Below are 25865 nucleotides of genomic sequence, written 5' to 3' on the forward strand. Positions count from 1 at the left end.
CTACACTCTCCCATCGGATGGCTTGCGGAACATCTCGAACGAAACGTCCCAATCCCGTTCGCGAAGTTCGTGCATGCAACGGGGAACGATCCCCGTCGCGACAAATCGTCCTTCAATTTGTCGCCCCTGTCGACCGGTCTGCTGGAACGCAAAGATGTCCTGCAATTGGGGTGTTGATTCTTCAAGTCCGGTCAGTTCCGAGATGCGATCCACGCGGCGGACACCATCATCGAAGCGGCGGACGAACACGATGATGTCAATCGCGGCAGCAATCTGTTCGCGAATCGCCCGCGATGGGAGATCGAGCCCCGCCATCAGCACCATCGTTTCCAATCGGGAGATCGCGTCGCGCGGGCTGTTGGCGTGAACGGTCGTCAAACTGCCGTCGTGGCCCGTGTTCATCGCCTGCAACATGTCGAGCGCTTCGCCACTACGTACTTCTCCCACGATTATGCGATCGGGACGCATACGCAGCGAGTTGATGACCAGATCCCGTGCCGAGATCACCCCCTGCCCTTCCAGATTGCTGTGTCGAGTCTCTTTGCGAATCACATGTTCCTGATCGAGAATCAGTTCGGCGGCATCCTCGATCGTGACGATTCGTTCGTCATCCGGGATAACCTCGCAGATCGCTCCCAGGAAAGTTGATTTCCCTGCTCCTGTACCACCCGCCACGATAACATTACGACGTGTCCGGACGGCCAGTTCCAGAAACTGCATCATCTCTGGGGAGAACATCTTCAGTCGCAGGAGATCATCGCGACGGAGGCGTTTGCGACCAAAGCGGCGAATCGACAACGTTGGGCCATCAATGGTGACTGGCGGAAGCGTGGCATTGACTCGACTTCCATCAGGAAGTCGAGCGTCGACCATCGGGGATGACTCATCGATCCGACGACCAACGCGAGCCGCGATTCGCTGAATGATGCGAATCAGGTGGTCAGTATCACGGAATCGGACGTCCGTCTTTTCCAGCCGGCCGAATCGCTCGATGTAAACCTTGTCGTATCGATTGACCAAGACATCCGTCACTGCAGGGTCGGCCATCAGTGATGCCAGTGGACCCACGCCGAGCGTTTCCTCCTTGAGATCATCGACAATGCGCCCACGTTCCTCTTCATTGAGCGGGATGTCTTCCTGATCCAGAATGCGGGCGACAAACGTTTCGACGTGAGCGGCCAGTGATTCTTCACTGTCGCCGAAAAGGTCGTCGGCATTCAATTCGTCCAGAAGTCGCTCGTGCAAACGCCCCTTGACGACCGAATAGTCTGCTCGGCTTGAAATCGGACGTTCAGGTGCTCGCGTGTTCTCCGAGTGAGACGTCCGTTTGCTCACTCGATCCATTGGAACAGAAAACGTTGTGCGTCCCAGTCGCTCGCGCACACGATCAATACTCTCGGGGGTCTGATCACTCATCTGAAAACTCCGCTTCAGCCTGAGTGTCGACGATTCCGTTTGATCGGCCGTTGGACTCGGCGTGACTACCTTGCCCTTGTCGTTCTTCAATCTCTCGAACAATCCCCTTGAGACCTTTTTCCACTCCTGACCAGCGACTTCGCGACAACGCAAACGGTCGTCCCAGGTTGGCGGCTGTGATTGCTCGTTTGTCGAATGGCAGGACATGGTCGACGGAATGTTGGAGCGTGTGTCGAATGTCGTCCAGCGAGGGATTGCCGGGAACTCGCAGAAAACGATTGACAGCGACTCGCCGTCTCTCAGTTGGATATCCCACATCGTCCAGCAAAGACATCAGTTGCACAATACTCAGCACCGTAGGGACGACGTTGTCCAGAACGATATAAGAGAGATCCGCCGCGTCAGTGACCGACATCACGATCCGGTCGAACATCGGAAACGTATCGACGATGACATACTCGTAGGTGCGACGAGCCAGGTTGAGCACGCGCGTCAACAACTCGTCATCAATCTCCGTTGCGGAAAGTGCGTCGGGCGGTGCGGCCAGTAAATCGAGTCCGCAGGCATGAGGAGTCGCCAGCTGCCGAATCAGCGTCGAATCCAGTCGATGCCGTTCACGAATCGTGTCCAGGAGCGTCGTCGTCGGCTTCAGTTCAAGCATCGTCGCGCAAACGCCCATCTGCAACGACGCATCAATCAGCAGGACTTCACCGGGATGATGTTGGGCCAGTCTCGTGGCCACATTGACAGCCAGCGTCGACTTTCCCACTCCTCCCTTATTGCTGATGAACGAAATCGTCACGCCGGATGTCTTTGCAGCACGCGAAGGCGGTGTGACCGACCTATCGAGAAGTTGTCGAAGATCGGCCGTCGACACGGGGCGCCGCAGGAAGTCACGGACACCGACGCGCAAGCCTTCCACAAAGATCGCCCCTTGCGCTGCTTGTTCCCACTTCTGAGGTGCAAAAGTGTTCGGTCGGTATGCACCAGCGATGGCGGTCTCCGGTGAGACTGCCAAGAGTTCGCGAACCATTGACTTGAACGCTTCCATGTCGTCCGACATTTCGACGATCGCCACAGCAGGCCAACGGGCACGCATGATATCCACCGCCCGTGTAAGATCGTGGGCGAAGTGCGGAATCACAGCGGAGTGAGAAAGCGATTCCAGCGCAGCCTCAACCTCTTCGCGAAGAGCGTCATCATGACTGACAATAAGTAGCTGCGGCTGCGAAATGGAAGTGACTCCTCAAGGGCGAGTGATACGGGAAACACTCGCTGAAGTGCTATTCGACGACGGAATGGGTTCTGGTTTTGTCGGCGTGATCCAGACATCTCGCGTCACCTCGGTGCCACGGATGTGCTCGACAATTTTCGGGCGCGGTAATTCAATGTCTACGGTCGGCTGTTGCACAAGACCTGACTCAATCGAAACAGTCGGTGGCGATTGATCTGCCGAAGTGCCGGGGAGTGGGACGGCGATGATCTGCGTTCCGACTGCGAGTGCCTGAGCCAGCTGCCCAACATCATTCGGCTGGAGAGCCAACAGATAGGTCTTGGCGGTGACCTGTCGTTCGTTGACCTCCGGGGTGACCAACTCATTCACGACGCGAATCGGACCATTTGGAGTGAGTTGGGTTTCCGTCGTCGTCTGCGTTTCATTCACCACACTGCTCTGCACGGTCTGGATGTCTGCTCCAAAGTCAACCAACTGAACCTCACTGCATAGCACGTCGACGATCGCACGCTGGAACAAGTCTCCTGCTCCCAAAGCCTGCTGGATGGCGTCTCCATTTGTGAGCCCGCGACGCACAGTTCCTCCCAACGCATCAATGTCATAAGGCCGGACTGCGACAAGCTGGAAGCGATCGCCCCGATGAAGATCTTCCAGGCCATCCAGGCCAAGAACCTGTTGTCCATTCACGGACATACCGAGCATTCCCTTCGGAATTCCAGCCGTCGTCCCGGGTTGCGAACCCACAGGGAGAAGGGTTGATTCTTCAATCACTCGTCCTGTGTCAATATCCCGCGTCACAACGCGATCAATCAGTTCATTTAAGTCACGCACCCATTCGGTTCGAACGCGATCTGCCGGGAACAACATCGTCCTTGGACGACCCGTTGAGGGGGCGATGAAATCATCGAGGGTCAACTTCGAGTAAGCTTTGATGGGGCGTGCGGTCACCGGGACGGCAACACGGTCTGAGAACGCGAACTCATCGGACGGAGCATCCTGTTTGAACGACACATACGTGTTTTTTGCACTCTGCGAATTGGGCTCTTGTGCTGCTTGCCTTGGCACAGGAGATTTCCTTTCCGGGTGAGCGGAAGGACTCTGCTCTCGACCGGACGAGGCTGCTACGAACAGTTCAGACTCTCCCTGAAGAAGCTGAGAAAGCTGTGTCACCGCTTCCTCGGGCACGGCGATGCCCACAACTTGCTCAGACGTTTCCTTGGTCGCTGAACCGGAGTCCGCCTGACCAATCAACACAGCCTCCTTGACTACGAGACGCACCCCTGTGCGAAGCTGCTCTTCCAACAGGCGATCCTCGTCGGGGAGGACAGCTCCTTGCAAAGTCGCCCAATCGGTCTGTGGAAACGCGGGACGCAAAGCCTCTGGCAAACGGGCATAGACAGCGAATCGATCGCCGTTCCGCAGCCGATTCAATCCAGTCATCCGGTTCGATGCGACGGGAAGCACGACTGTCCCTTGAGGTGCACCGGCCACCAGCCCTGGTCGTGTCCCTCGGGGCAACAGCATCGCTTCACTCAATACACTGCCGTGCGGGATATCCTTCGCGACGACCCGCCCCACCAACGAGCTAAAATCGGTGATCCAGTCCGGTTCGATTCGATCCGGTGAGAAGTAGAAGACGTTTAAGCGTCCGGTCACCGAGTCCGCCAAGTCTTCCGGTCCCAACGCGGTGAAGGCGTCAACGGCCCGGGAGGTGGTTACCACAGGCACCATCCCCTCGAATGAAATCGTCTCATCTACCTCCGATTCGTCCTCGGCGTGACCACTACGAGCCACGCAGTACATCTCGACATCCAGGCCCAGTGCTTCAGTCAACGGAGCGACCTCTTCGGGATCAACAGCTACCGTCGCCACAATGCTGCTCTGATTCCGTTGCCGTGTAGCGGCCTGAGCATCTACCACTAACGATTGCGCTCCGATCGTCGATTGCGTCGAACCTTTGGTCAGCGCGACCATCATTCCCCCCAGGACCAGCGGTTTGATGCCCGTCTGCTTGGCCAGTTGCCCTGAACGCGTATCTGGGGGCTTGATGCCACCCAGCAGCGCTGCTTGTTCGATATTGGAGATCGCTTCCTTCCGCGCAGGTAAAGCAGCGAGCAGGTCGAACGTGTCGCCCTGCCGCAGCAATTCCAACCCTGGCACTTTCTCGACGGCAATGCTGAGACTTCGCTTACCCGGTGGCACACCCGCTGTCACGCCTGGTCGCGTCCCAACGGGAAGGAAATCGGATTCGGTCAGGATGTAGCCCGGTTGCTTGTCTCGCGCGACAACGCGGCCGATAATTTGCGACAGGTCGCGCAACAAACCGGGGCTCACCATCTCTTCATCAAGCCAAATTGGCTTCAAACTCTGCGTTTGGAGATCGACCAGGTCTTCGCGGGTGATTCGCTCATAGGCCTTTACTGGCCGCACCAGTGATGGGAACGCTACCTGCCCTTCGCGAGACACAGGGGCAGCTGTCTCGAAAACTCCCGTCGCCCAGAGTGTCGCACCGGTTCCCAACCCGACCAGAACCAACAGCACGGCGACCATCCCCCAAACAGTTGAGGCACCGGCACTCGATCGGGCGACTCGTTTGGTGGGCATCGTTCAACCTCATTTCAGAATTGCTGTTTAGTCGGCACCGCCACCGTGCTGCCATTCTCATCGCTGAATTTTGTGTAATTATTGCGAAGCTGCATACCGTATGCAACTCGTGCCGTCGCGTATTTGCACTTAAACCGATTCAGCGTCTCAGTTTCGATCGCAAGGCTTCATACGATCCGCAAAACGGGCCGGATGAAATCCAGCAATGAAGCAACGCCGGTCGGAAAGATGACGGTGATTATCAGGCCAGCGGCAATCGCAGGAGCGTACGCGAAGTCCTTCTGCTTCCGATTGTGGGCAATGATCGCGGAAACGACTCCCGCGATGGCTGTCCAGAACAGCAGCGAGAGCACTAAGGCCGGTCCCAGCCAGGCCCCAAGACCACTGACCAACTTCAAGTCCCCACCACCAATGCCGTCGCTCAGCGTGAATGGAACAGTTATTACAAACGCCAACGCGACTCCCAGCAAGGCGTCAGTCCAACTTATGGGACTCCAACTCAGCCCCGTTGCCACCAGGCCAGTGACCAGTAGGCACAGGGGAATCGAGTCCGGAATTTCCCGTTCGCGCAAATCGTAGAAAACGGCAGACATGCAAAGGATGACCGGGACGATCATGATCCACATCAAATCTTGCCTTAAACGTATAAAACCCGCTCGTGCCGTGCAAAACGATACGAGCGGGCTGTGATCTAACAGGAAGAAACGTCCCTGTCCCGCAAAAAACTCCAGACGTCAGACCCGTAGCGACTACGGAGCCAGGTCAGCACCTTCGACGACGAGAGTCTCGATGCCCGGCATACCCATGTTGGTCGCCAAGCTGCCAGGATTGGTTGGGTCGAGATAGACCACACCGTTGGTGTCTGTCTGCGTGTTCACCAGTTTACCACTGACGATTGGACCCTGATCATCGGCATGTGCGCCTGGCAGTGACGCCGCCACACTAGCCATCAGGTCATTCGACTTGTGGCCCAGAATCGCCACAGCGACCAGACAGACCAGCGCGACACCGCCGACCAGGATGCCGTACTCGACCATCCCCTGACCCTTGCGACTCTTCAAAACATTTCGCAACTTCTTCAACATTGCTCGTTCCTTTCGATAAAACGGAGCGTGAGGGAATCACCCGGCCGGGAACACAATTTCCAACAGTCCAGGGGATAACTTGTTTTGTGCACACAGTGTGCATGTGCATGGAGAATTTAGACAGCCTGGTGGCTCTGGTCAATGGGGTGAGGACGGATTTGCGATATTTTCCGATTTGAAATCATAGGACATCTGTATCATGTTTACTGAATGCATGGCGGCTGCGTCTGACTGTTGAGCGCAAATGCGATGTCGATGCACAAATTGCGACGCACCATGTAAGATGAGGTTGCGACTGAAGACGCTGCATCGAATCAGGCTCTTCATTTCTCCAATATTCAAGAATCCATGAAATCATCGACAAGAGCAGCCGGTGTGACTGTTTTGGCCGTCTGCCTGCTGGGTCTGCCTGGTTTTCTCTCGCCCGTGTCGGCCGCAGAGGACGCAACGGCCGAGCACAACCATGAACACACTCACGACCATAGCCACGAACACGGCTCTGACGCAGAGTCGGACCACGCACCCAGCCAGCCAACAATGAATCGTTGGAGTCTGCTCGGGCTGTACTCACTGATCATCGCGGCCGCGTCGCTCTTCGGCGGCTGGTTGCCCGCTCACGTGAAGCTGTCTCACTTGCAATTCCAATTGGTTATGAGTGCGATTGGGGGGCTCATTCTGGGCATCGGCGTGTTGCATCTGCTCCCGCATGCCGTGCATGAGATCGGACGAGACGGTGTCGACACGATTGCCAAATGGATGCTGGCGGGGATGGTGATGATGTTCTTTCTGCTGCGGGCGTTTCATGTGCATCACCACCAACCCGAGATCAATGCCGACGCTGAGGATGAAGCGCGCAATCCACCAGTCGACTTAGCCGTTATCGGACACGCGGAGCCTGTCCATCTGCATGGCCCCAACTGTGACCACTCTCATACCCCAGAGAGTCGCTTGAGTTGGTTGGGCATCTTCTTCGGGCTGGCGGTCCATACGCTGCTGGACGGGCTAGCACTCGGTGCGACCATGCAGGCAGAAGCAACTCACAGCGCGGCGACATTCGTGGGCGTGGGGATCTTGATGGCCATCGCACTGCATAAGCCGCTGGACTCGTTGTCAATCACCACGTTGATGATGAACGCAGGCAAGTCGTCGACAGCTCGCTGGGCGGTCAATCTCGTGTACGCGTTGCTCTGCCCGATTGGCGCGGCAGCATTCATGCTGGGCGTCGGCCGGATGGACCTGGGCGGGCACTTTGTTGTCGGGTGCGCCCTTGCGTTTTCAGCCGGTGTTTTCATCTGCATATCGCTGGCTGACCTGCTCCCGGAAATGGAATTCCATTCGCACCATCGTGTCCGGCTAAGCATCGCCCTGTTGCTGGGCATCGCTCTGGCATGGGGAATTGGGTTCCTGGAACCGGCCCACCTGCATCACTAATGAGTGTTCCATCTTCGAGCAGGGATGGCGATCAGGCGGATGTCGTCTCGCAGTCCCGGAAATACCCCTTGATGAGAATCTCCGTGATCCGACAGGTGTCCTTGGCTTGCCGCTCGGAACTCGCGGTGAAGGTCATGTCTCCCAGGCACCGGATGTCACCACATTCGACACACACAAAATGGGGGTGCTGGTCGTCGGGGTTTGTTGGGGTCAAGGATTTCGAATCGCCAAACGGGATCTCCCAATTCCCGACGCGAGATCAGATCGGCGTCGGTGAGGTCAGTAAGATTGCGAAAGACAGTCGCCTTATCGATTCCCAATGGGACCAACTTGTCTGCCAGATCCGCATGCGTCAACGGCGACTTGGCGTTGCGCAGTTGCTGAAGCACCGAGATCCGTGCTGGCGTTGCACGAATATTGCGATTCCGCAGGAGTTGCCGAACTTCTTCCACTTCGTTCGCATCGTTACGCTGGGCCCGTTCTGCCATTTTCCAAATCTCACTTTCGATCAACTCATTGAATCCCAGAGCGAATTGGCGACCAAAGACATTCTAATTCAACTTTCTCTCTAGTCTATATCTGCAAGTCGATTGCAGTTGAAAAACCTGGGGGGCAGTCCAGTCGCCTCGCGACAAGATTGCTGAGCTAAGCCCGGGAAATTCGTCAACCAAAAGCTGGCCAAAAACGCCGAAGGGCATGGGCAGTGATGGTATGAGCAGCGAGGAATCGCGATTGCCAGCATGCGATTCTCGATAGTGGCGATCATGACCACCACGACGGTGGACTTTGGGTAGCTCTGCCTGGTGAGACAAGCACAATCCGTACGACGGGAACAATTTCAGACCTGGCCACGAAGTCGACCGAACTGGCAGATGAAAACGCCACCACTGCCAAATCGAAATTCGTTCCACAATGATGCGAGTCACGTGTCTCCGCCGCCTGTCGTAGAGTCGCGAGATTCTCGGGTCAGCATGGCCTCCAGCGGCACCCCCTGACTGCCAGTCCGTTCGCCCTGCAATTATGTCAGGAAGCACGAAGTCGGTGCACAAGAAGCTTGAACTTCAAAAGTCGGGGGATCCTGGTTCGGTTCCAGGCTTGGTCTTTACCTCCAACACCAGTTCTGATTCTTCCCTCAGATTGGCCGATCTCTCACCCGTGTCGCCTCACCTTATGTGTCAATCACCCCACTGGAAACGATCAAAAGACTATCAAGCAGGTTCAACCGTTTGAGGCCTCGGCCAGCTTGCGAAGACTGGTGAACGCATTCCGGAGAAAACCGGAAATGGCTTCAAACCTTCTTGGAACAGCGTTTCCAAAGTTTCGAGAGAACTCGAAAGAAATCATCTGGTCTCACGGTCAGTGCAGTCTCGGCGACTGCGGGCCATTTCACGGCGAATCTCAGTATGCGAGAAGTCTTCTCAGGAATTCAAGTCTTCCCGGTCCCCTCACTCTGCGCCGTGAATTGCGAATCTTTGTCAGCCCCGTCTTCAGGAAGCCCTCAAGAGACTTGAGCTGTTTTCCGGCCCGTTCCGGAGTCGACTTTCGAGTTTGGCTAGCGCTTGAAGTTTCCGCCTCTCTCTGTGCTTTCCGTAAAGCGTTGTCTTTTCGGCGTTTAAGAAGTCGGGATGACAGGATTTGAACCTGCGACCTCTTGACCCCCAGTTACATTCCGGTGAAATCTTGAACAGTAGCGATATTTGCGCAGAACTCTGGGAACTGCATGTTTTTTGCCGTCGATGCGATCACTGCATGAGTCGAACACTGTTCACTTCCGTCCGTTTCTGTTCGCCTTTGTCCTCTTTGGCTCCCCATTTGGCTCCCCACTACCCCGCTGCTGACCACTTGTCTTCGACTGAGATTTCTTGCCAGTCGATTTCGCGGATTTCTTTCTGACAGTCTCCATCACGTGCACGGCTTGAGAGTGATCTGAGTCGATCCAGTGAGCGTAGGTCTTCATCAGAACTTCGACTGTGTCACCCAGCCATGCCGCAGCCCTCGTGACTGGTAGACCGTTCGACAATGCGATCGATGCCGCTGTATGTCTCGCTGAATGGAATCCGCACTCGTCCAGATTCAGTCTTCTGAGACGTGGCTTCCAGTTGCGGTTGGCGAAGTTGCTGCGCCTCAGAAAAGACCCCCGCTGATTGAGGAATACGAAGTCCCTCGCGTGGAGCTTCCGCTCACCATTCGCGACTTGAATCGTCTGGTCGGTCTCAAACCCCGCCCTGCTCTCTTTGATCGTCCGAATGACTTCCATCGTCTCCACCGGAATGTCGATCAGCCGATAAGAGTTGCTGGTTTTGGGTGTCGTCTCAATGAAGATCGTCCCGTCAGTCTCGACCAGTCCCTGCTCAATCAAAATCTTCCCGGCTCCGAAATCGATGTGCTTCCACAGCAGTCCGAAGATCTCCGACTGCCTCATGCCTGAGAGAAACGCCAGCAAATAGACACCAAACAGATCGTCGTTTTGAGCATCGTTCAGAATCTGCTCCATTTGTGTCGTCGTGAACGCCTTCACCTTTTTTCTGTCGTAGCCAGGTCGTGGAATTACTTTGCAGGGATTCTTGTCGATCTCCCCTTTCTTGACGGCATGATCCAGCGACCGACTCAACAGATCAAATGCGTTTCGGCGCTGCGAGTTCACACCGTTCTCTTCCAAGTCCTCCAGCCACTGAGAGACCATACTGGAAGTCAGTTCGTGGACAGACAACTCTTCCAATTCACCCAGATGAACCCTCACCCGATCATAGTAGTCCTTCGACGTTTTCTTGAGCTTGGACCGATCAGCGATGTATCGATCAATGAGAATCTTCACCGTGGCCCCAGACAGACTTTCTTCGAAGTCCGAATAGTGGATTGGGTAAAGTTCGTCCAAAAGATCTCTCAGACCTTCGTGAGCTTCCTGCTCATTTCTTGCCCGTCTGCGGATTCTTTGCCCTTCCAGAGTTCTCGCAGAATACCTCCATCGCCCGTCTGCTTCCTGGTAGACTGTCCCTGACCCGTAGTCTCGCTTACTGCGTTTCTTGGCCATTCCTTGCACTGCTCCGTCTTGGCTCAACGACTGGCAATGCTGCAAAAAACTGTTCCGCGCTGAGTAAATTCTCGCGGTGAAACGTCTTCATCGGGACACCCAGACTCTTGCACTTGCGAGTGAATCCCCGCTTATCAAGTGACAAGGCGTCTGCGAACTGCTCCGCGAAATACACACCAGACTGAGGAAGTCTGGGCGCAACGAAATTCTGACGGCATGTCGGATACTCACTGAACTCTTCTGCATAAAAATCCACTGTGTGCAAAATCAGTGTGTACCCGAAGATTCGATGTCGATAACTCGTTCGAATCTGATCCCGCATCCATCGCACCGAGTGCTGTCTTTTGGGATTCAGCCCCGGAAACGCCGCCATCCATTCCACATCCAGAAAGAATCCGTATTGAGGCAATACAGAATGCACGCCACTTGGTGCTGGATGCGGCAATCTCGTCATATCGTGAAGGTCTCCAGTCGTCACAGCAACGATGCATTGAACTTAATTGGCCCCCTGAGCATCGTCAAGTTGCCGACCGTCAACCGATCAGTCGCAAGACTGTTCTTGGATCACTCACTTCTGACGACTGACCCTTCTTCTTCCAGAGTCCCTGCGTTTCCGACAACGTAGAGAATACATCCGTCTGGACCTGACGCCGCATTGTAGAGCGGTGCCTCAGTCACGCTGTGCTGAAGATCCCAGACCACTTCGCCTGTCTCTCCGTCCAGTCTGGCCGCCTGTCGGGTGTCGTAGTCCTCATTGAACCAGACCCCGAGCACGATCAGATCCCCGCCTTCAAGTTCGATCGCGTTGTAGACTCGACCTCCGATCGAAGACAGCGGAGTCTTCCAGACATTCTCTGCACCGACCCACTTCTGAATCACCAGACGTTCGGTCGCTGCGTCTCCGGTCACTCCGAGAACGGCACTTCCCGAAAACCCCCGAATGAAATGGCATTCCCCATTGAGTGACTCCACGCCTTCGACGCTCATGTCTCCGGTCACATCGAAGATCAACAGCGTTCTGACAACTGGACCGATCGGCTGTTGATCTTCCACGGCTGCGTAGGCGAATCCTCCGCTCGTGCAGACCCCCGGCTCCAGCGGGGTCAACCGACTCCCTTCGTCAAGTTCCAGAGTCTTGTCGACCGTCAGCGTGCCGTCCGTTCGCACCAGCTTCGCGACCTTCCCCTCCGTCTCCGTCGATGCCAGTCCGACGATCTTCCCATCGCCAACCCATCCGGCCGCATACAGTTCGATCCCCGGATTGTTGTCTGTGAACGACTGAACCGCACTCAGCGTGACGTCGAATCTGAGAACATCCTTCACCTGACCGAGTTTGAAGGTGACCGGGTTCCGCAACTGCTTCTGAATCACATCGACGTGATTCTCGACCCCGTTCTGCCGGACGGTCCCCGGCCACTCCATTGCCAGCGTGACGTCCAGTTCTCTGTCGAGTCCCCACCGACTGATTCGATTGAACTCCACTCGCCAGTAGCCGTTCGAGTCCCGCACGGTCGACTCAAACGGATATCGCCCACCGGCCACGGCTGCGAACTCGCTCGAATAGTCTTCGAAGTCGTTCGAGTCGCCCCGATCTGTGTAGCGTGCGATGTACCCATACTGGATGTCTGAATCTCGGTCTCTTTCTCCGACCTGATTCCCAAACGCGAGCAACTCAACTCCGTCTTGAACACAGGTCACTCCGGGAGCGATCAGTGCGTCTCCGGAGTAGTCCACGAACACAGTGTCCTCAAACGTCTGATCGTTGAACGGTGAATGCTCGTCACTCCAGATCTTTTCCCCAGTCTCCGCTCGTATTGCACGGATCGTCGCCTGTCCACAGCACTCACATCTCGTCACAAACACACTTAGCACTCCGCTGCAATGGGGATGATCGTGCCGCCGTGCATTCCGAGAAGCACACGTCGGTTGTTGGCAATTCGTCCCCAAATGTTCAGGAACGTCATGTTTCGAATTGAACCAACTGTGACGCCAATGTCGTTCGAAATGATCTGAGCCGACGACACATCCCCCTTCGTGCTCGTCTGATTCGTAAGTCCGAGCCATTGCCCGTGCGGAAGCGGCGTGATGTGATGATAGCCCTCCTCGAACCTCTCTTGAGATACGAACATGGCCACGATATTCGCGTAGACCCCTTGATTGTATGGTTCGAGCTTGTTGTTCCCGTACCGGACCAGAAGCAGACGATTTGTCGAGACTCGTCCACCACTTTCATCCACCTGTGCCGTCAGCCCTTCAGGACCACAGAACGTACAGTGTCCCTGATTTCGTGACGCAACCGCACCCATACCATTGAATGCGACAAACCCCAGTCCCCGCTGCCCTCCACCTTTGACGGCGTCCGTCTCTGACTGTGACGAACTGCGTTCTTCCGGAGACGATCCTGTTCTGAGCCACTCCGGATTCTTTCCGTTCGAATCAACCCGCTGCGGACCGCCAATCAGGATCGGACAGAAAGGAGGAATCTTCACGCTGCCGACATTCTTGAACGGAATCGTCGCTTGATACTGGTAGGGATTGCGTTCGGTCGTCACACCTTGTCCTTCTGTGCTTCTTCGATATCGGAAACCTTCTTCTTGATGGTTTCGATTTCCATAACCCGGAGACGCTGCTCAAAGCTCGGAGCCAACGTACTGTGCTCGGTATTCAAACTTGCCTGTGTCTTTCCGACTCCACCACGCACAGACCAAGTCACCTGCTGAATCTTTCCGTCCAACTCGATGGCGTGAAATCCTGAATACAGAGCATCGGTTCCACGCTCCGGCCGACGCCTTCTGGCTTCAACGTCCAGAACTTTCTCCGCTGCTGATTTCAATTCGGAATCGTTGTTGGTTGCCTTTTTGACTTTGTAGGTACTCTCCCGCCCACGCCGTTCATGGACATGCTGAATCCGAACCGTTGAATAAGCGTCCGGCCTCGAAATCAGTTCTGCACCCGTCCCAGATCGACCGGAAAGTTTCTTAGTCAGTGTCGATCTGTGAGTAATCCCCGTGTCCGGATCTCGGATCGAATACGAACACATCAGCCACAGTTTCGGAGCTTCGTAGTTATCACGTTTGTTGACGCGATAAACCGGCTCCGGCATCTTCACGACCTTGTTCGCAATGTCGAGTGAGATATTCCCTCGAAAGCGGTTGTTCAGCTTCGTTGCACCGGCTGGCACGACATCTGTTTCATAGATCCCCAGATTCTTGTCGTACCATTGACCGAGAACATACGGATCGAGTTCTGAAAATGACCCGTCATCGTTCTCTGCCGTGTCGAGCAATTTGGAATGCAGTTCGTACTGGCTTAGAGAAGTGACTTTCCAGTTCAGTTTTGGAACCGGCCCCAGTCTCCCATCCGGCTGTCCCTTGATTCGAAACCACCTCCAGACGGTGCCCTTTGCGAGTGCCCTGGCCCGTTCTTGCTCCTCTTCGTCGCTGCCGAAAAGAATTGCTCTATCTGGATATTCTGGCGAGTACGACTCGAATCCATCGTCTGGTGCGTAGCTCAAATCTTTCCAGAGCTTGATCTGTCCATCCAAATCCAATCCGACCGGCTCCAAGAGCAAGAGCCCCTGCCAGCGAGACTTACCCGCCACAAACAAGAGTGAGTCTGGAATTGCCACTGACTCAATGGATGCCCCACCACTGATTGTCCGAACATCTGGAAGATTGGAGCCATTGCCCACTTTCACAATGCGGATCTTGTCTTTCAGTGTGAGGACAATTCTGCACGCATACTGTTCACACAGTTGCTGAAGTGCCGCCGCTGGCTTCACGTAGTCCCAGACGATTTCCGGAGTCTCTTCTTCCACCTCACTCGGAAGATCCCGAACATCTGGCGATGACTCTCCCAACTGTTTCAGAAGGTCTTTCGCAAGGTCTCGCGGTGAACGCCTCGTCTCTTCCAGAATCGTCTTGTCGGGTTTGCGAACATTAAATCGCCCGTTCACGTACCCACCGCCGCGCCACCACTTCCAGCGTCGATCGAGTACCCGGACGGTGTAGAGAACCTCCCCGCCTCCACCTCCCGAACGGAACATTCCGTCGATGGCACACTGCTTGAATCGGAGAACTTCCCGCCCATTCTCTGAGAGAACAACGTCCCCGATCGCCGGAACGAAATCTTCTCGTCCGACAATCTGAAATGTGAACGAACTCGGTGACGCTCCATGACTGAGTGTCACCGTTGTATCACCGGTGTCGGAGCTCATTTGACCACGCCCCGACCCGTACTGGATGTCACACCACCGTTCTCCGGCCATGCGTTTCTCCCATTAGAATCAGGTGACCTGGATGAGCTTTCCACCCGCCGTAATGATTGTCTCTGTACCGAGGTTCTTGCGGATGTCGACACCACTCGGGAGCGTGCCCAATGGATCTCGCAACTCAGTCGAAGATCCGAACAACTCAATCACATTGCCGCTGTTGAAATCTTTCTGACGTGGATCTTTCGAACAATCCACCACAGAATCCTTCGCCGTCAGATTTGTGACCTCGTCCGTTGTTCTCCAGTCGAGAACAGAATTGAACAGATCGATATCGGCGTGCCCACCTTCGATGAGAAGAACGTTCGTGTTGTGAGCTTCCAGCACAGTTGTGTCTGAATGGATCTCGACTTGTCCGCCTGAAAGATAGAGGTTCGTGAGAGTCACACCTGCATTCATCCGGAGATCAACGTCGCTTTCTTGATCCTCCAGAAACCCAGTTCGCACTGTTGCCAGTGTGGACGACGATCCCTCAGTTGGTGCCACTTCCACAGAACCTTTTGTGACGTTCAAGACGTTGGACGCATGTGTTCCAAACAACACCAGAGCCTTCTCACCGTCATTCGCAGGTGATCCCGTGTTGAACACATTGATCGTGGATTGAACGGCTTTCAAATCCAGCCGCATCAGCGATGATCCCGGACCATCTCCCTCTCCGATCGAAACGACCGTTGCGCCCACTTCGAATGACCGACCGCGATACTGGAAGTATTCGCCATCCGCATCGTAGACCGGAAGTCCGATCTCTCCAGTGTAGCTGGAATGAATGATCAATTCCGCCAGAGTCACGGAAGCCAACGCATCAAGACCGTACCGCATGGACCTGTTGGAGTTGGTCAACACGAGGGTGTCAGAATTGCTCGGAAGTGATCCGGTCGAATAGTTGAGCGGTTCGTCCACATGTTCTGGACCGGTCGATGCTGTTGTCTCTGTCACTGTCGCTGTCGGCGATGCTGTTCCGGTCAGAAGTTTGTTCTCGGCAACCGGGTCAGCGAGATCTTGACCACTGAGCGATCCCGCAGCAGTAAAGGTGTATGGCCCACCGTCTGAACCTGTGACAGTCATGTTTCCAGAGCCGACAGACGACAAAGCTTGAACTGCTGTCTGGACAGTTGCCGAAGACGCGTTGTAGGCGAGTCCACTGGCAGTTTTCCCAAGAACCTTGACTGACCACGTCCCGCCAGTCGCTCCGATCAACTCGACACTCCACGCTTTCGGAGTTCCTGGATCACCCGCAGTGACTGTCGTCACTTCAGAACCGACTGCCAATGTGAGGTTGGTGACGTCTGACACCAAAGTCGGCACGTTGGTCCCGGCCTTACCACTGACGTACTCGACGTAGAACGGGGAAGCATCGGTCCCTGATCCTGTCACACTCGAATTGCCAGACCCAATCTCGGACAGACCATCGATCGCCGTTTCGAGTGCTGCTGCTGCAATCGCATAAGACAAGTTGCCGGTTGGCGTTCCCCCTGCGTCCAGTGTGAACGTCCCTCCGTCCCCTCTCACGATAATCCGATGAATTTCGTTGAGCAGACCTCCACCGTTCGCCAGTGCCGACGGTGCAGTCCCCACCGAGACGGTGATCAGTCCCTCATTCGAGTTCGCCATCGCGTTCCCGAACTCGACAATCACCATCGGGTCCGCCAATGTCCCTGCTGAAGCTGGAACGTGAACCGTGATGTCTCCTGAACCGATGTTGCTGAGTGCTTCAAGCACCGACTTGAGCGAACCTGTTGACGAGATCGACGTCGTGGTCTGTCCCTCGAACGTGTACGTTCTCGATGCTGACGCACCGTCATCGTATCCGTGGACGAACTGATGCTCGTTCGCTCCAGAACTGTTCCCATGCTGCTGGATCTTCTCCGCTGCCACATGCGTCAACAGCGTCCCGCTGGACCCATAGTCGATCTGGCAACTGATCGTGTTGTCTTCAAACACACTGAAGACGACGCAACCGATCTCACTTCCGGTGTTGTCCGAGAGCGTTTGCGTCTTAAAGTTCGAAATCGTCTTCGTGAACTTGCTCTGCCAGAACGCCAGAGTCATGAACTGCATTGTGTCGATCGTCGACGACACCCCATCGACAGTCACAGTGATCTGAGACGACCCACCACTTCCCCCGTAAGCGTCCTGCTTCCGGTAGCTCATCATCCAGACCGTGGGAGCATTGTCCCCGATGTTCTGAACGACTGAGATCTCGACTTCTGCCGCCGCAGTCAGTGACCCGGTGTTGACGGTCAACTCTGCAAGATTCCTGTTCCCCAGAGAACCGCTGTAGGTAATCACATACGGATTCGCCATCGTTCCGGCGCCTGTGATTGTGACGTTGTCTTCTGTCACAGACGCCATCCCGGAAACCATCTTGGCTTTGATCGCCGTCAGATTCCCGTTCCAAGCAATCGCGTCACTCGTTTCGTCTCCGCTCCCGAAGTTCTGAGTGATTGTGTACGTGCCGCCAGTTCGAGTCGACGTGAAGTAGAACGACTGGACTTCGTTCGTTCCCGGAGTCGCCTCCTGAATCGGGTCGACATCGATCACCGGATACAAACCTGACACAGTCACCGTGAACGGTTTTCCCGGTTCGTCGGCTTCAAGATCCAGATACGGTTCCCCAGACTCGTCGACGCCATACGTGGCGGTGATTTCTGCGAATTCTGCGACCTCAGAATCGTTCCACGCGTCTTCTGCCGCTTGAAGAAGACCTGATCGAGTTTCTCCCGGAGACTCAACAATCAGCGTTTTGTTTCCAATCGTGAAACCGACGTCCGAAGACTGATTCACCGAACCAGACAATGTCACACGAGTGATCTGAGCAACCGCTTGTGAATCACCTCTCCAGATTACGACAGCCATCTCTCAACTCTCCTTGTCCGATCCGCTCGAACTTGCGTGATTTGTCTTACTGTGCCGTTGCGTAGGGACTTCCTGGGAACGGTGCGTTGTGGATAAACGAATAGCTGTAGGCAATCCCGAATTCAGTGAATGTGCCGTTCTGATTCTTCGGAGAGAAGAATGAATACCGTCGCAGTTCTTCGTTCTCAAAAGCCGCCCACCGTGGACGTGGAACAAAGATGTCCGGTGGTCCATTCAATCCGACCACCTTCCCGCTCTGAACGGCATGGCACAACGTGAACCTGCGTGGACGTTGGATATCCCCACGCTCTCTCTTCAGTGCGATCCCAACCCTTGATGGTCCACCCGTTCCAGTGAACTCAATCGTTTCTTCGAAGCTCCACAGGAACTGTGTGTTCACGGCGGCAATTCGCTCAATTGCCTCCAGTTCGATTGCATAGTCCCAATAAGTGGAATACTCAGCGTTGTAGACCTGCTGATTTGTCGGACGCGAAATCACCCGGATTCCACCAATGCAATCCCTGTTTCGAATCGCCAAGTCCGGAGTCTGTGCCCCATCATTCCAATCCAGACTGAAATCTCCACCATCTTGGCTATAGGCTTGCAGGACGTTCTCAATTTTCGACTTGAGTTCGCTCTGTGTCTCCGCGTGCAGTTGTCCTTTCAGTGCGATTCGACGTTCGACTGCATACGGATGTCCGCGCGGAGTTCTCAAGACTTTCGCTGTCGCTGAAGCACTCGTTTCGTAGATCTCATGTCGATAATTCCCGTACGTCAGACGCATCAGATCACTCCCGACTGTGCGGCTCGATTCGCCGCCATCGTTTGCAGATCCTGATCGATCTGCTGCATGTTTCTTTGGATTGTCGCGCCCACGTTCTGGACGTCTCGTCCGATGGTGTTCTCGAAATTCGCAGCGTCTTCTGGGGAGAGACCTTGGTTCTCCACTTGGCTCTGAAGAAGTTGCCTCTGCTGTTCGGTCAGTGCCTTCAGCGAATTGAGATATTCCTGTTTGGCCTTCAGGAGATCATTGTTGAGTGTGGCCTCTTTCCGTTGGGAGGCATTCAACTCACGCGTCAGTCGGTCACGTTCTTCGATGGCACTATCCAGACCGTTGCTCTCTCCGAGTGCCCCCAGAATCCCGACACCGCCCGCATCACGCCCTCGCTCCGCAAAGAAGTCTTCGGCCAATCCTTTTCCGAATCCCGTCCGATTGAGGATGTCAGCATCCGCCTTGGTGATGTCTTCACCCTTCTTGACGCGTCCAGCGATCTCCGTGAGCTTGGCCTGGTCGCCTTTGCCAAGCTGTGCGAACCTCGCCAGAGCCGACTGCTGATTCTGCTTCTCTTGCTGAACTCGCTGCTCTGCTGCGTCCAGATCCGCTTTCGCTGCTGAAACGATCTGGCGTTGAACTTCCAGCCGCTGTCGGGCTGCGTCCGTGATTCTTTGCTCTGCTGCTGCTCTGGATTCTGTCGCAGCCTTCAGGCGTTCTTGAGCAACTTCCATGTCAGCAGAGAGTGCGAACTGTCCGGCCCTCTGTCGTTCAATGGCCCGTTCTCTCGCTGCTGCAAGATTCGCTTCAGCTTGTTCCAGTTGTGATAATGCCCGGAGTCGATCTTCTTGCGGGTTGTCGCCCCCAGTCAGCGCGTTCACGCGTGATCGAACTTCTCCGAACGCGTTTTGAGATTGAACTCTCAGATTTTCGAACTTGCGGATGTTCTCGTTACTCGTTCGCTGCTGATCAAGGAGTTTTTGCCGGTTGGCTTCAGCTTTGGTAACAGATTCCGTGGACTTGACGGCAGCGATTTGAGCTTCACGCATTGAATATATGGACATCACCAAGCTTTCTGACGACGATGATGTTGACCCTAAAGCACGCGCTGCACCTTGCAGAACTTCTGTAGCAACCAATCCGGTTGCACCTAAGACGGACAGCGTTCCAGTGAGTGACATGAGCCCTTTACCAGCGGATGCCACAAGCGTGCTGTTGGCGACCTGCCCAGCAACAGCACCACCAACGAATGTTCCGACCGCTGAGCCTGCCTTCTTTTTCGCAGCACTCGAAGCGGCACCCGATGCAGCAGTTGTGGCGACAGACGCCGCAGCACTCCCTCCATTCGCAGCATCGATCGCCTTCTGTGAAGCTGCCAGTGCCAGGTTCGCCTCAGTTGCCAGTACCGTCGCTTTCCTCCACTCCTTCATTCCTTCGCGAAGTTCGTGAAAGATCGTCAAGGCTCCACGAAAAGCAGAAAATGCCCCTTGCACTTTCACGAGGCCACGAACGACATCTTCCAGGTTGTCTTGAGATACAACGCCAAGCGTTACAAACCCTTGAGCAAGGCTCATCGTCCCCTCAAGAACTCCCTTCGTTCGGTCACTCAAAGCCTTCTGCGACGCATGCATCCTTTCTTTGGCAGAGACATACTGATCGCTAGTTCTTTGGACAGTGCGAGCCAATTCTTCCTCTCTCGCTTTCGCCTCCGCCGCCGCCTTCGATTGAGCTTGGCTCCAACTGCTCATCTTCCCAATCATCGAGTTCTCAGAAGTCTTCTGTTTATTCCACGCATCCAGTTTGGACGTCATGGAATCAATCTCTTTCTGAGATGACTTCCAGATACTCAGCCGCTCTGTCATCGTGGCTTTGTCGTTCTCGACAATCCGCTTGTTGGTCTCCTTGGAAGTCTTTTCAATTTCTTTGTTCGCAGTTTCGACTTGCGAGACAACAGCCCTCTCGGATTCGATAGAGAAATGTTTGGAGCGTTCCCAATGCTTGGCGCGTTCGTCTGCTGCGAACTTTTCCAGAGCCGACATTCGGTTCATGGATTCCCGATGAATCCGTTCCACTTCAGTCTGAGACTTGGAGACCGCTTCCAAGACGACTTTTGCCGCCGCAGGTGCGCCAGGATCGCCTGACAGCTTCAGGACGATATCGACCTCTCGCTTGACACCTGACATAAGACGCACCTCTAATTGTTTAGAAATTAGGGAACACTGTTGCCTCAGAGTGGGAAACAACAATGGGAGACTTATCCACTTGGGTGGATCGACTTTGCCTAATAATTGCGGTTGTTGTTGTGTGGAAGGTTATTGTGAAGTTGATGGCACCAAAACCACCGAAATCACCACCGGTAGATGTCTCGCAACTCCCGCCAGACGTCCAAGAGCAGCTCCGACATCACAACCACATGATCATCCTCAACTTCATCGGAGTGCTGCTCGGACTCGCCTCCCTCATCTTCGGAGCATACGTCTACTTCACCTTCTAGTTGCCGGTGAGTGCGGTCACCATCGCCAACTGGACGGCGCCAGCAATTGCGTCGGATTGCTGCCTTCTGGAATTTCCCTCTTCCAGTTCGGACAGGGCGACGGCTCTTTGCATCACGAGTTCGTCGTCTGGCCACTGCCCCGTAATTCGGCATCTCCGAAAATGCTCGTAGGCTTTGGCCTGCCTGACAGACAACTCCACCGGTTTCTCCGGCGTTCCTTTCGGGCAACTCCCCCCTTCCCTCCGACACGGCGCCGGACATCCCATCGGTCTTTTCAATGGCTGCTTGTCGCGTCCGCATTTCACCTTTCCGATGTTGGGGCCATCTTCCTCATAAAAGAACTCCAAGCAGTGCTGACAATCACGGAAAGCCACTTCGGGATGCACCAGCATCAAATGCACCCCGCGAATCAGTTTCCCAATTCTTCCTGCAAGTTCATCCGTGCTGTTTGTGGCTCACCGGGAACGGAATCCGACATTCTGAACTGAGTGATAATGTCGATGATTTTCGCCTGAACCATGCGGTGTACACGGTGGCAATTCTCCGCAGTGATGGGAACAGGCTTTCCGGCACTGTCACAGAGATCCCACTCCACGAGATGCTTTCGCATGAACTCTGAATCACGCTTCGCTCTCTCCTGACCGGGCAACGTGTCTTCACCCGTCAAAAATTCTGTCACTTCACCACCACCTGCTGGACGATACTTGAATCGAATCGCCTCAAGCTCGTAGTCCGGCATCGCAGCGATGTAACCATCGAGCGTGTAGCCGTCATTGATAAAAGCACCCATTCTGTTCGCCTCCAGAATCCATAAAAAAAGGCGGCCTCTCAATTTGAGAGACCGCCGTGGGCAGTGCGTCGTGAACTTTTGAAGACCGTTCACGCCAAGACGTATTCACGCCAGAATTGTGCGCAGAACTCAACCAGCCAGACAAGATCAATCAAAACTGCCGCTTTCAATGGAGACACGACGCTTCGGATTCTTGACGTGACGACACGTGAAGTGCTGTACTCTTTGGTTGACAAAATGCGGCGAAATGCCCACTACAGGTTGCATCGTGGAGGTGTAAACCAAGATCAGTCGCCGCCTCCTCGAAAACAATCGAGTTGGTCAATGAGAACTCTCACTCTGAGTCTTTCCGGGCTTTCCTTATGATTCTTCTGGCAGCAGCGAGCAACGTCTCTCTCGACCATGTGACGTGCTTCTCGTCAAGAATTTCCGCAGCCTCTATGATCAGATTCTTTTCCGACTGCGTGAGCGGAATTTTCGTGCTCTCCGTCCTTCGATCTTCCGGGTTCTTCTTCGGTCGCCCCATTTTTATTATTCCCGTAAAAACATTTGATCCGAACTTGAATGCCACGAGTTATTACGGGTATGTTAAATTGTCGTTGAGGAACGGCAAGTCACAAAAAAAGCCCGAACCAGCGGAAACTGATTCGGGCGAACCAAAACCCGGCGTAAACGCCAGACTTGGCCTAGCAATTCGAGTCTACCGCGTTTCGCCCCAATTGAAAGGGTGAAACCCATGTTTCATGCTGTCTGCCACTCTCCTGCTAACGATTCTTCCAGCTTCGACAACTTGGACAAAGCCGCCACTCGGTTGAGTCAAGCAACCATCCTTCCCCAAAAGTTCCAAGGTGAAGACAACATTGGCAACTGCGTTCTGGCTCTGATGGTTGCCGATCGATACGGCATCGACGTTCTGACTGCCATTCACCAGATGGCCAATGCACCTGGTGGTGTCATTGCTGATTGCCAAGTTTTTCAGATCTACTTGTTCAACCAGTGTGGTCGCTTCACTCCGATTCGCTACATCTGGACCGGAACTGAAGGAATGATGAACTACGGCGTTCGAGCCGAATCTATCGAACTGGCGACAGGTCAAGCTGTCACTGGTCCGGTCTTCACCGTTCAAGATGCCTTGGACACCGAATACATGGCGGTTTCCATAAGCGACAACAACGAGATCCCGTACGCAGAAATGACTCAGTTTGTCGGATCTCAGTTGGTCCAGAAGTACGCTCCGGACATCGCGGGCGGACTGACATTGAGCTAGTCGATGGCACCATGAGTAGACCGTCTCCGTTTCCCTGGAGACGGTCTACTTCTCTTTCAGGCGTCACCATCTGGTATCTTGCGCCACCCGGCGCCATGTCTCACTTCAGAAGCATCCGAACCGCTTACTACGCATGCGCGTTCGTGATTCGAATATCTGGGGCAGTCGCTCCCGCATGTCCAATGCCGCGTGACTGACCTTCCATCGGAATCACCAACTGTCCTTTCGAGTTCACGACCGGCTTCCCAGTCGTGAATGACAATCGTCCGAGAAGTGCCGTCAGCACGCTGCTTGCTTCTTCCGCATTGGTCAAAACCAGACTCACTTGCTCACCGGAAACAGTTGTCGAAATCAAACCGGAGTTGCCTTCGGCCGGAACACTCAGTCTCACGGTCACAATTCGATCCGAAGAATTGATCAGCGAGTCCCGCGTCAAGTTATTCGCGAACTGATCGACAATCAGCACATTGTCCACCACGATCTCAAAATCGAACAACTTGCGAGCGGCACTTTCGATCGTGACATCGCCCAGATCGCTGAAGAAATACGGCTTCGACACATCCGGGGTCGGTGCTGGTGATGGCCAGCTTTGCCCCCAGGTGATCGACTCTGCCTCAACATCCAGAGACATTCCGATGATGCCGCCTTGGCTACCACGGAGCGTGAACCGATTGATCTTCGCAGCAGTGACCAGAGCAATGTCTGTGACCTTGTCGATCAACAGATTGAACTCAGGGATTGTCTCCGCCACATTGAAAATGTTGGACGACTCAGCCGCTCCGAGTGCTGCCGGAAGAATGTTATCCAGTGCAATCCGACTGGCTTCCATTTCAATCGTGCCGCGCACTGTCTCATTGCCGGAACGATTCCGCTCACTGGCGTGAGTTCGCGTTCCACGAAATCCCGCTGAATTCAGAATCGGAATGTCCTGCACGATCGACTCGCTCAGGAACTCCAGCCAAATTGACGAATCGTCAAACGATCCAGTATCCCACAGCATGCGTGACGAAAAACCGGGCATTATTCACTCTCCTTAGAGTTGATCAATCTGTTGATTCACGTCATCCCCGATGCGCTCGGCGGCATCGTCGGCCATCTTGTCGTTCACTCCGATGAACGGTCTGGCAGGAATCTTCCCGGAACCATGCTGCATCCTCGCAGCGACCGGTTCACCGTTCTTCGTGTGTGCTGTCCCCAATCGAGCACTGTTATTCGTCACCTGTTCAATGTGCCCCGCACGGTTTCCCTTCACAGAACTGTTGAGCTCTCCCGTCTCGAACAACGCAACTGAGTGCCCTTTGAGCATCGATGTATACCGTGACAGAGGAGCATACGGCGTACCATCGGGAGACACCTGCTGATGCATCATCTGGTCGAGTTCGCCCTTGGCAAAATCAGTCCAGTCCTGAAGAGCATCCCGGCATTGCGGGTTTGCAACAACTCCTGCCAGGCCATTCATGAAGTCGGTGAATTCAGCAACATTCACGGTCTTTCAACGCCCTTCCCAAACTTGTCAACGACAACCTTGTTCTTGTTTCGATGATCGACGGCAGTCACTTCGACCGGCCAATCTTCAGAAAGCCCCTTCACCTTCCTGTATTGCATTGCCGCTGACTCCGCGTCGTCTGCGTCCAACCGGAGACGTCCACAAGTCTCCTTTCCGACGCGCTCGATCGGCGGTGGTTGCAACGATCGCACATCGAACTGAACGACCTTCTCCTTTTGCTTCATCCAAATCGTTTGGCTGGTTGGAGTAAAATCAGTCAGAGGATGATCCGAATTGGATTGCGACTGTTGATTTGCTTTCTTAGTCATACCCCGCGTGTCTCCCTACTTAAGAACTGAAACTGCAACGCTGAACACATAATGTTCCCTGTCCACCACGGATCATTCAGGAGTGGCATCTGTCCCATGCGACAGCCCCAAATTGTCGCGTCTGCTGTTGCCAAGGGTTGATTCACGAATGCGTTGCGAATCCGCTCTCGATTCCGAGACCACTTGGCTTTGAGTGCATCCGTCTGTGACCGATTCGCTGCCATGACATGCGCCACGATCACCGGGTACTCATAATCGTCCCGCTGCATCGGACCTTCGTTGGTCAGGTTCTCCCCGTTCGCCGGAGTGACCACCACAAGCTCACCCACCTTCAAGCCAGGTGTCGTCTTGGGATCAACGATGTAGTGAGACTGCACATTGGCACTCGCAATTGAGCCTGTCTCAGCCTCCAGGCTGAGCAATCGCAACTTGGCCACAACAGCCGCCAAGACTTGATCCCAGACAGAATCTGTCTCGTCCAACACAACCGCGTAGATCGGCTTACTGATCTCATTGACGTCAGACTCCGCGAAGAACCAGAACGCGCCTTTGCCTGTGTTGACTGTGACGTCTCCGTCACCAACTCTTGATCCTTGACTTTGCCACGTCTGCTCACTGTCCCACTGAGTTCCCACTTGTACGGCATAGACTGTCAACGTATCTCCACCACCTGCCCCGCTGATCGAGCAATCGGCGGAACCATCTCCGTTCTGAGAGACAGTGAGGGTCAACACTTGGCAGAGTCCACAAAAAAAGGCGGCCTCTCAAACGAGAGACCGCCGTGGGCAGTGTGATGCAGG

23 protein-coding genes are annotated in these 25865 nt (G+C 54.6%); 3 read left to right on the top strand and 20 right to left on the bottom strand.

The genetic code is table 11. From position 1 onward, the window contains the following. The 5 genes from KOR42_RS10680 to KOR42_RS26570 form a co-directional block, all read right to left on the bottom strand. The gene (locus tag KOR42_RS10680; RefSeq protein ID WP_197441054.1) at positions 1-1416 is read right to left on the bottom strand and encodes a CpaF family protein; all 1416 of its coding nucleotides are present in this window, start codon (positions 1414-1416) and stop codon (positions 1-3) included. After that, on the bottom strand, positions 1409-2515 hold the full coding sequence (locus tag KOR42_RS10685; protein ID WP_146509543.1) for an AAA family ATPase: 1107 nt from the start codon (positions 2513-2515) through the stop codon (positions 1409-1411). Before KOR42_RS10685 ends, KOR42_RS10680 begins: the two co-directional genes overlap by 8 nt. A 147-nt stretch (positions 2516-2662) precedes the next feature. Continuing rightward, the gene (locus tag KOR42_RS10690; RefSeq protein WP_146509545.1) at positions 2663-5254 is read right to left on the bottom strand and encodes a hypothetical protein; all 2592 of its coding nucleotides are present in this window, start codon (positions 5252-5254) and stop codon (positions 2663-2665) included. 167 nt (positions 5255-5421) lie between these two features. Then, the gene (locus KOR42_RS10695; RefSeq protein WP_146509547.1) at positions 5422-5880 is read right to left on the bottom strand and encodes a prepilin peptidase; all 459 of its coding nucleotides are present in this window, start codon (positions 5878-5880) and stop codon (positions 5422-5424) included. Positions 5881-6003: 123 nt separating this feature from the next. Further along, positions 6004-6339 carry a Flp family type IVb pilin gene (locus tag KOR42_RS26570; protein ID WP_197441055.1) on the bottom strand — a complete coding sequence of 112 codons (336 nt, stop codon included), beginning with the start codon at positions 6337-6339 and terminating at the stop codon, positions 6004-6006. 348 nt (positions 6340-6687) lie between these two features. On the opposite strand from KOR42_RS26570, the gene KOR42_RS10705 reads away from it, so the two are divergent. Beyond that, the gene (locus tag KOR42_RS10705) at positions 6688-7770 is read left to right on the top strand and encodes a ZIP family metal transporter (RefSeq protein ID WP_197441056.1); all 1083 of its coding nucleotides are present in this window, start codon (positions 6688-6690) and stop codon (positions 7768-7770) included. Positions 7771-7925: 155 nt separating this feature from the next. Here the strand turns inward: KOR42_RS10705 and KOR42_RS10710 are convergent, their stop codons facing one another. The 9 genes from KOR42_RS10710 to KOR42_RS10755 form a co-directional block, all read right to left on the bottom strand. Further along, complete coding sequence (locus tag KOR42_RS10710) at positions 7926-8258, bottom strand: Fur family transcriptional regulator (RefSeq protein WP_231740847.1); 333 nt, start codon at positions 8256-8258, stop codon at positions 7926-7928. Between the two features lie 1277 nt (positions 8259-9535). After that, positions 9536-10801, bottom strand: a complete 1266-nt coding sequence (locus KOR42_RS10720) for a tyrosine-type recombinase/integrase (RefSeq protein WP_146509551.1) — start codon at positions 10799-10801, stop codon at positions 9536-9538. Next, the gene (locus tag KOR42_RS10725; RefSeq protein WP_146509553.1) at positions 10782-11255 is read right to left on the bottom strand and encodes a hypothetical protein; all 474 of its coding nucleotides are present in this window, start codon (positions 11253-11255) and stop codon (positions 10782-10784) included. Before KOR42_RS10725 ends, KOR42_RS10720 begins: the two co-directional genes overlap by 20 nt. 110 nt (positions 11256-11365) lie before the next feature. Then, complete coding sequence (locus KOR42_RS10730) at positions 11366-12664, bottom strand: hypothetical protein (RefSeq protein WP_146509555.1); 1299 nt, start codon at positions 12662-12664, stop codon at positions 11366-11368. A 2-nt stretch (positions 12665-12666) separates the two neighbouring features. Then, positions 12667-13353 (bottom strand): hypothetical protein, encoded by a 687-nt coding sequence (locus KOR42_RS10735; RefSeq protein WP_146509557.1) that lies wholly within the window; start codon positions 13351-13353, stop codon positions 12667-12669. Next, positions 13350-15068: a hypothetical protein gene (locus KOR42_RS10740; protein ID WP_146509559.1), complete on the bottom strand. Its 1719-nt coding sequence runs from the start codon at positions 15066-15068 to the stop codon at positions 13350-13352. The genes KOR42_RS10735 and KOR42_RS10740 overlap by 4 nt, the downstream gene beginning before the upstream one ends. A gap of 18 nt (positions 15069-15086) precedes the next feature. After that, positions 15087-17927 carry a hypothetical protein gene (locus KOR42_RS10745; RefSeq protein ID WP_146509561.1) on the bottom strand — a complete coding sequence of 947 codons (2841 nt, stop codon included), beginning with the start codon at positions 17925-17927 and terminating at the stop codon, positions 15087-15089. Positions 17928-17973: 46 nt separating this feature from the next. Continuing rightward, positions 17974-18711 carry a hypothetical protein gene (locus KOR42_RS10750; RefSeq protein WP_146509563.1) on the bottom strand — a complete coding sequence of 246 codons (738 nt, stop codon included), beginning with the start codon at positions 18709-18711 and terminating at the stop codon, positions 17974-17976. Continuing rightward, complete coding sequence (locus KOR42_RS10755; protein WP_146509565.1) at positions 18711-20882, bottom strand: coiled-coil domain-containing protein; 2172 nt, start codon at positions 20880-20882, stop codon at positions 18711-18713. Before KOR42_RS10755 ends, KOR42_RS10750 begins: the two co-directional genes overlap by 1 nt. Before the next feature lie 143 nt (positions 20883-21025). Between KOR42_RS10755 and KOR42_RS26575 the strand changes: the two genes are divergently transcribed. Then, positions 21026-21193, top strand: a complete 168-nt coding sequence (locus KOR42_RS26575) for a hypothetical protein (RefSeq protein ID WP_197441057.1) — start codon at positions 21026-21028, stop codon at positions 21191-21193. Here the strand turns inward: KOR42_RS26575 and KOR42_RS10760 are convergent. Both KOR42_RS10760 and KOR42_RS10765 read right to left on the bottom strand, forming a co-directional pair. Further along, positions 21190-21585, bottom strand: coding sequence for a hypothetical protein (locus KOR42_RS10760; protein WP_146509567.1), 396 nt, complete (start codon positions 21583-21585; stop codon positions 21190-21192). The two genes, KOR42_RS26575 and KOR42_RS10760, sit on opposite strands and share 4 nt — an antisense overlap. Positions 21586-21602: 17 nt before the next feature. Next, positions 21603-21983: a hypothetical protein gene (locus KOR42_RS10765; protein WP_146509569.1), complete on the bottom strand. Its 381-nt coding sequence runs from the start codon at positions 21981-21983 to the stop codon at positions 21603-21605. 736 nt (positions 21984-22719) lie between these two features. Here KOR42_RS10765 and KOR42_RS10770 point away from each other — a divergent pair. Further along, positions 22720-23250 carry a hypothetical protein gene (locus KOR42_RS10770; RefSeq protein WP_146509571.1) on the top strand — a complete coding sequence of 177 codons (531 nt, stop codon included), beginning with the start codon at positions 22720-22722 and terminating at the stop codon, positions 23248-23250. 127 nt (positions 23251-23377) lie between these two features. Here KOR42_RS10770 and KOR42_RS10775 read toward each other — a convergent pair whose 3' ends face one another. From KOR42_RS10775 to KOR42_RS10790, 4 genes are read right to left on the bottom strand one after another with little or no spacing between them, the layout of a single operon-like run. Then, a complete protein-coding gene (locus KOR42_RS10775; protein WP_146509573.1) occupies positions 23378-24271 on the bottom strand; it encodes a phage tail tube protein in 894 nt (297 codons plus the stop codon). Positions 24272-24283: 12 nt separating this feature from the next. Continuing rightward, the gene (locus KOR42_RS10780; RefSeq protein WP_146509575.1) at positions 24284-24736 is read right to left on the bottom strand and encodes a phage virion morphogenesis protein; all 453 of its coding nucleotides are present in this window, start codon (positions 24734-24736) and stop codon (positions 24284-24286) included. Then, positions 24733-25065 (bottom strand): hypothetical protein, encoded by a 333-nt coding sequence (locus KOR42_RS10785; protein ID WP_146509577.1) that lies wholly within the window; start codon positions 25063-25065, stop codon positions 24733-24735. Before KOR42_RS10785 ends, KOR42_RS10780 begins: the two co-directional genes overlap by 4 nt. After that, positions 25062-25799: a hypothetical protein gene (locus tag KOR42_RS10790; protein WP_146509578.1), complete on the bottom strand. Its 738-nt coding sequence runs from the start codon at positions 25797-25799 to the stop codon at positions 25062-25064. The genes KOR42_RS10785 and KOR42_RS10790 overlap by 4 nt, the downstream gene beginning before the upstream one ends. Positions 25800-25865 lie beyond the last annotated feature (66 nt).

The sequence above is a fragment of the Thalassoglobus neptunius genome (assembly GCF_007859735.1).
In the GTDB taxonomy this organism is placed as follows: Bacteria; Planctomycetota; Planctomycetia; order Planctomycetales; family Planctomycetaceae; genus Thalassoglobus; species Thalassoglobus neptunius.

Coding starts and splice junctions, on each gene's coding strand:
- KOR42_RS10750 (WP_146509563.1), bottom strand. CDS start 18,711: ATGCGTCTGACGTACGGGAATTATCGACATGAGATCTACGAAACGAGT.
- KOR42_RS10690 (WP_146509545.1), bottom strand. CDS start 5,254: ATGCCCACCAAACGAGTCGCCCGATCGAGTGCCGGTGCCTCAACTGTT.
- KOR42_RS10745 (WP_146509561.1), bottom strand. CDS start 17,927: ATGGCTGTCGTAATCTGGAGAGGTGATTCACAAGCGGTTGCTCAGATC.
- KOR42_RS10785 (WP_146509577.1), bottom strand. CDS start 25,065: ATGACTAAGAAAGCAAATCAACAGTCGCAATCCAATTCGGATCATCCT.
- KOR42_RS26570 (WP_197441055.1), bottom strand. CDS start 6,339: ATGTTGAAGAAGTTGCGAAATGTTTTGAAGAGTCGCAAGGGTCAGGGG.
- KOR42_RS10710 (WP_231740847.1), bottom strand. CDS start 8,258: ATGGCAGAACGGGCCCAGCGTAACGATGCGAACGAAGTGGAAGAAGTT.
- KOR42_RS10695 (WP_146509547.1), bottom strand. CDS start 5,880: ATGTGGATCATGATCGTCCCGGTCATCCTTTGCATGTCTGCCGTTTTC.
- KOR42_RS26575 (WP_197441057.1), top strand. CDS start 21,026: ATGGCACCAAAACCACCGAAATCACCACCGGTAGATGTCTCGCAACTC.
- KOR42_RS10740 (WP_146509559.1), bottom strand. CDS start 15,068: ATGGCCGGAGAACGGTGGTGTGACATCCAGTACGGGTCGGGGCGTGGT.
- KOR42_RS10775 (WP_146509573.1), bottom strand. CDS start 24,271: ATGCCCGGTTTTTCGTCACGCATGCTGTGGGATACTGGATCGTTTGAC.
- KOR42_RS10725 (WP_146509553.1), bottom strand. CDS start 11,255: ATGACGAGATTGCCGCATCCAGCACCAAGTGGCGTGCATTCTGTATTG.
- KOR42_RS10680 (WP_197441054.1), bottom strand. CDS start 1,416: ATGAGTGATCAGACCCCCGAGAGTATTGATCGTGTGCGCGAGCGACTG.
- KOR42_RS10755 (WP_146509565.1), bottom strand. CDS start 20,882: ATGTCAGGTGTCAAGCGAGAGGTCGATATCGTCCTGAAGCTGTCAGGC.
- KOR42_RS10720 (WP_146509551.1), bottom strand. CDS start 10,801: ATGGCCAAGAAACGCAGTAAGCGAGACTACGGGTCAGGGACAGTCTAC.
- KOR42_RS10770 (WP_146509571.1), top strand. CDS start 22,720: ATGTTTCATGCTGTCTGCCACTCTCCTGCTAACGATTCTTCCAGCTTC.
- KOR42_RS10760 (WP_146509567.1), bottom strand. CDS start 21,585: ATGCTGGTGCATCCCGAAGTGGCTTTCCGTGATTGTCAGCACTGCTTG.
- KOR42_RS10765 (WP_146509569.1), bottom strand. CDS start 21,983: ATGGGTGCTTTTATCAATGACGGCTACACGCTCGATGGTTACATCGCT.
- KOR42_RS10685 (WP_146509543.1), bottom strand. CDS start 2,515: ATGCGTGCCCGTTGGCCTGCTGTGGCGATCGTCGAAATGTCGGACGAC.
- KOR42_RS10705 (WP_197441056.1), top strand. CDS start 6,688: ATGAAATCATCGACAAGAGCAGCCGGTGTGACTGTTTTGGCCGTCTGC.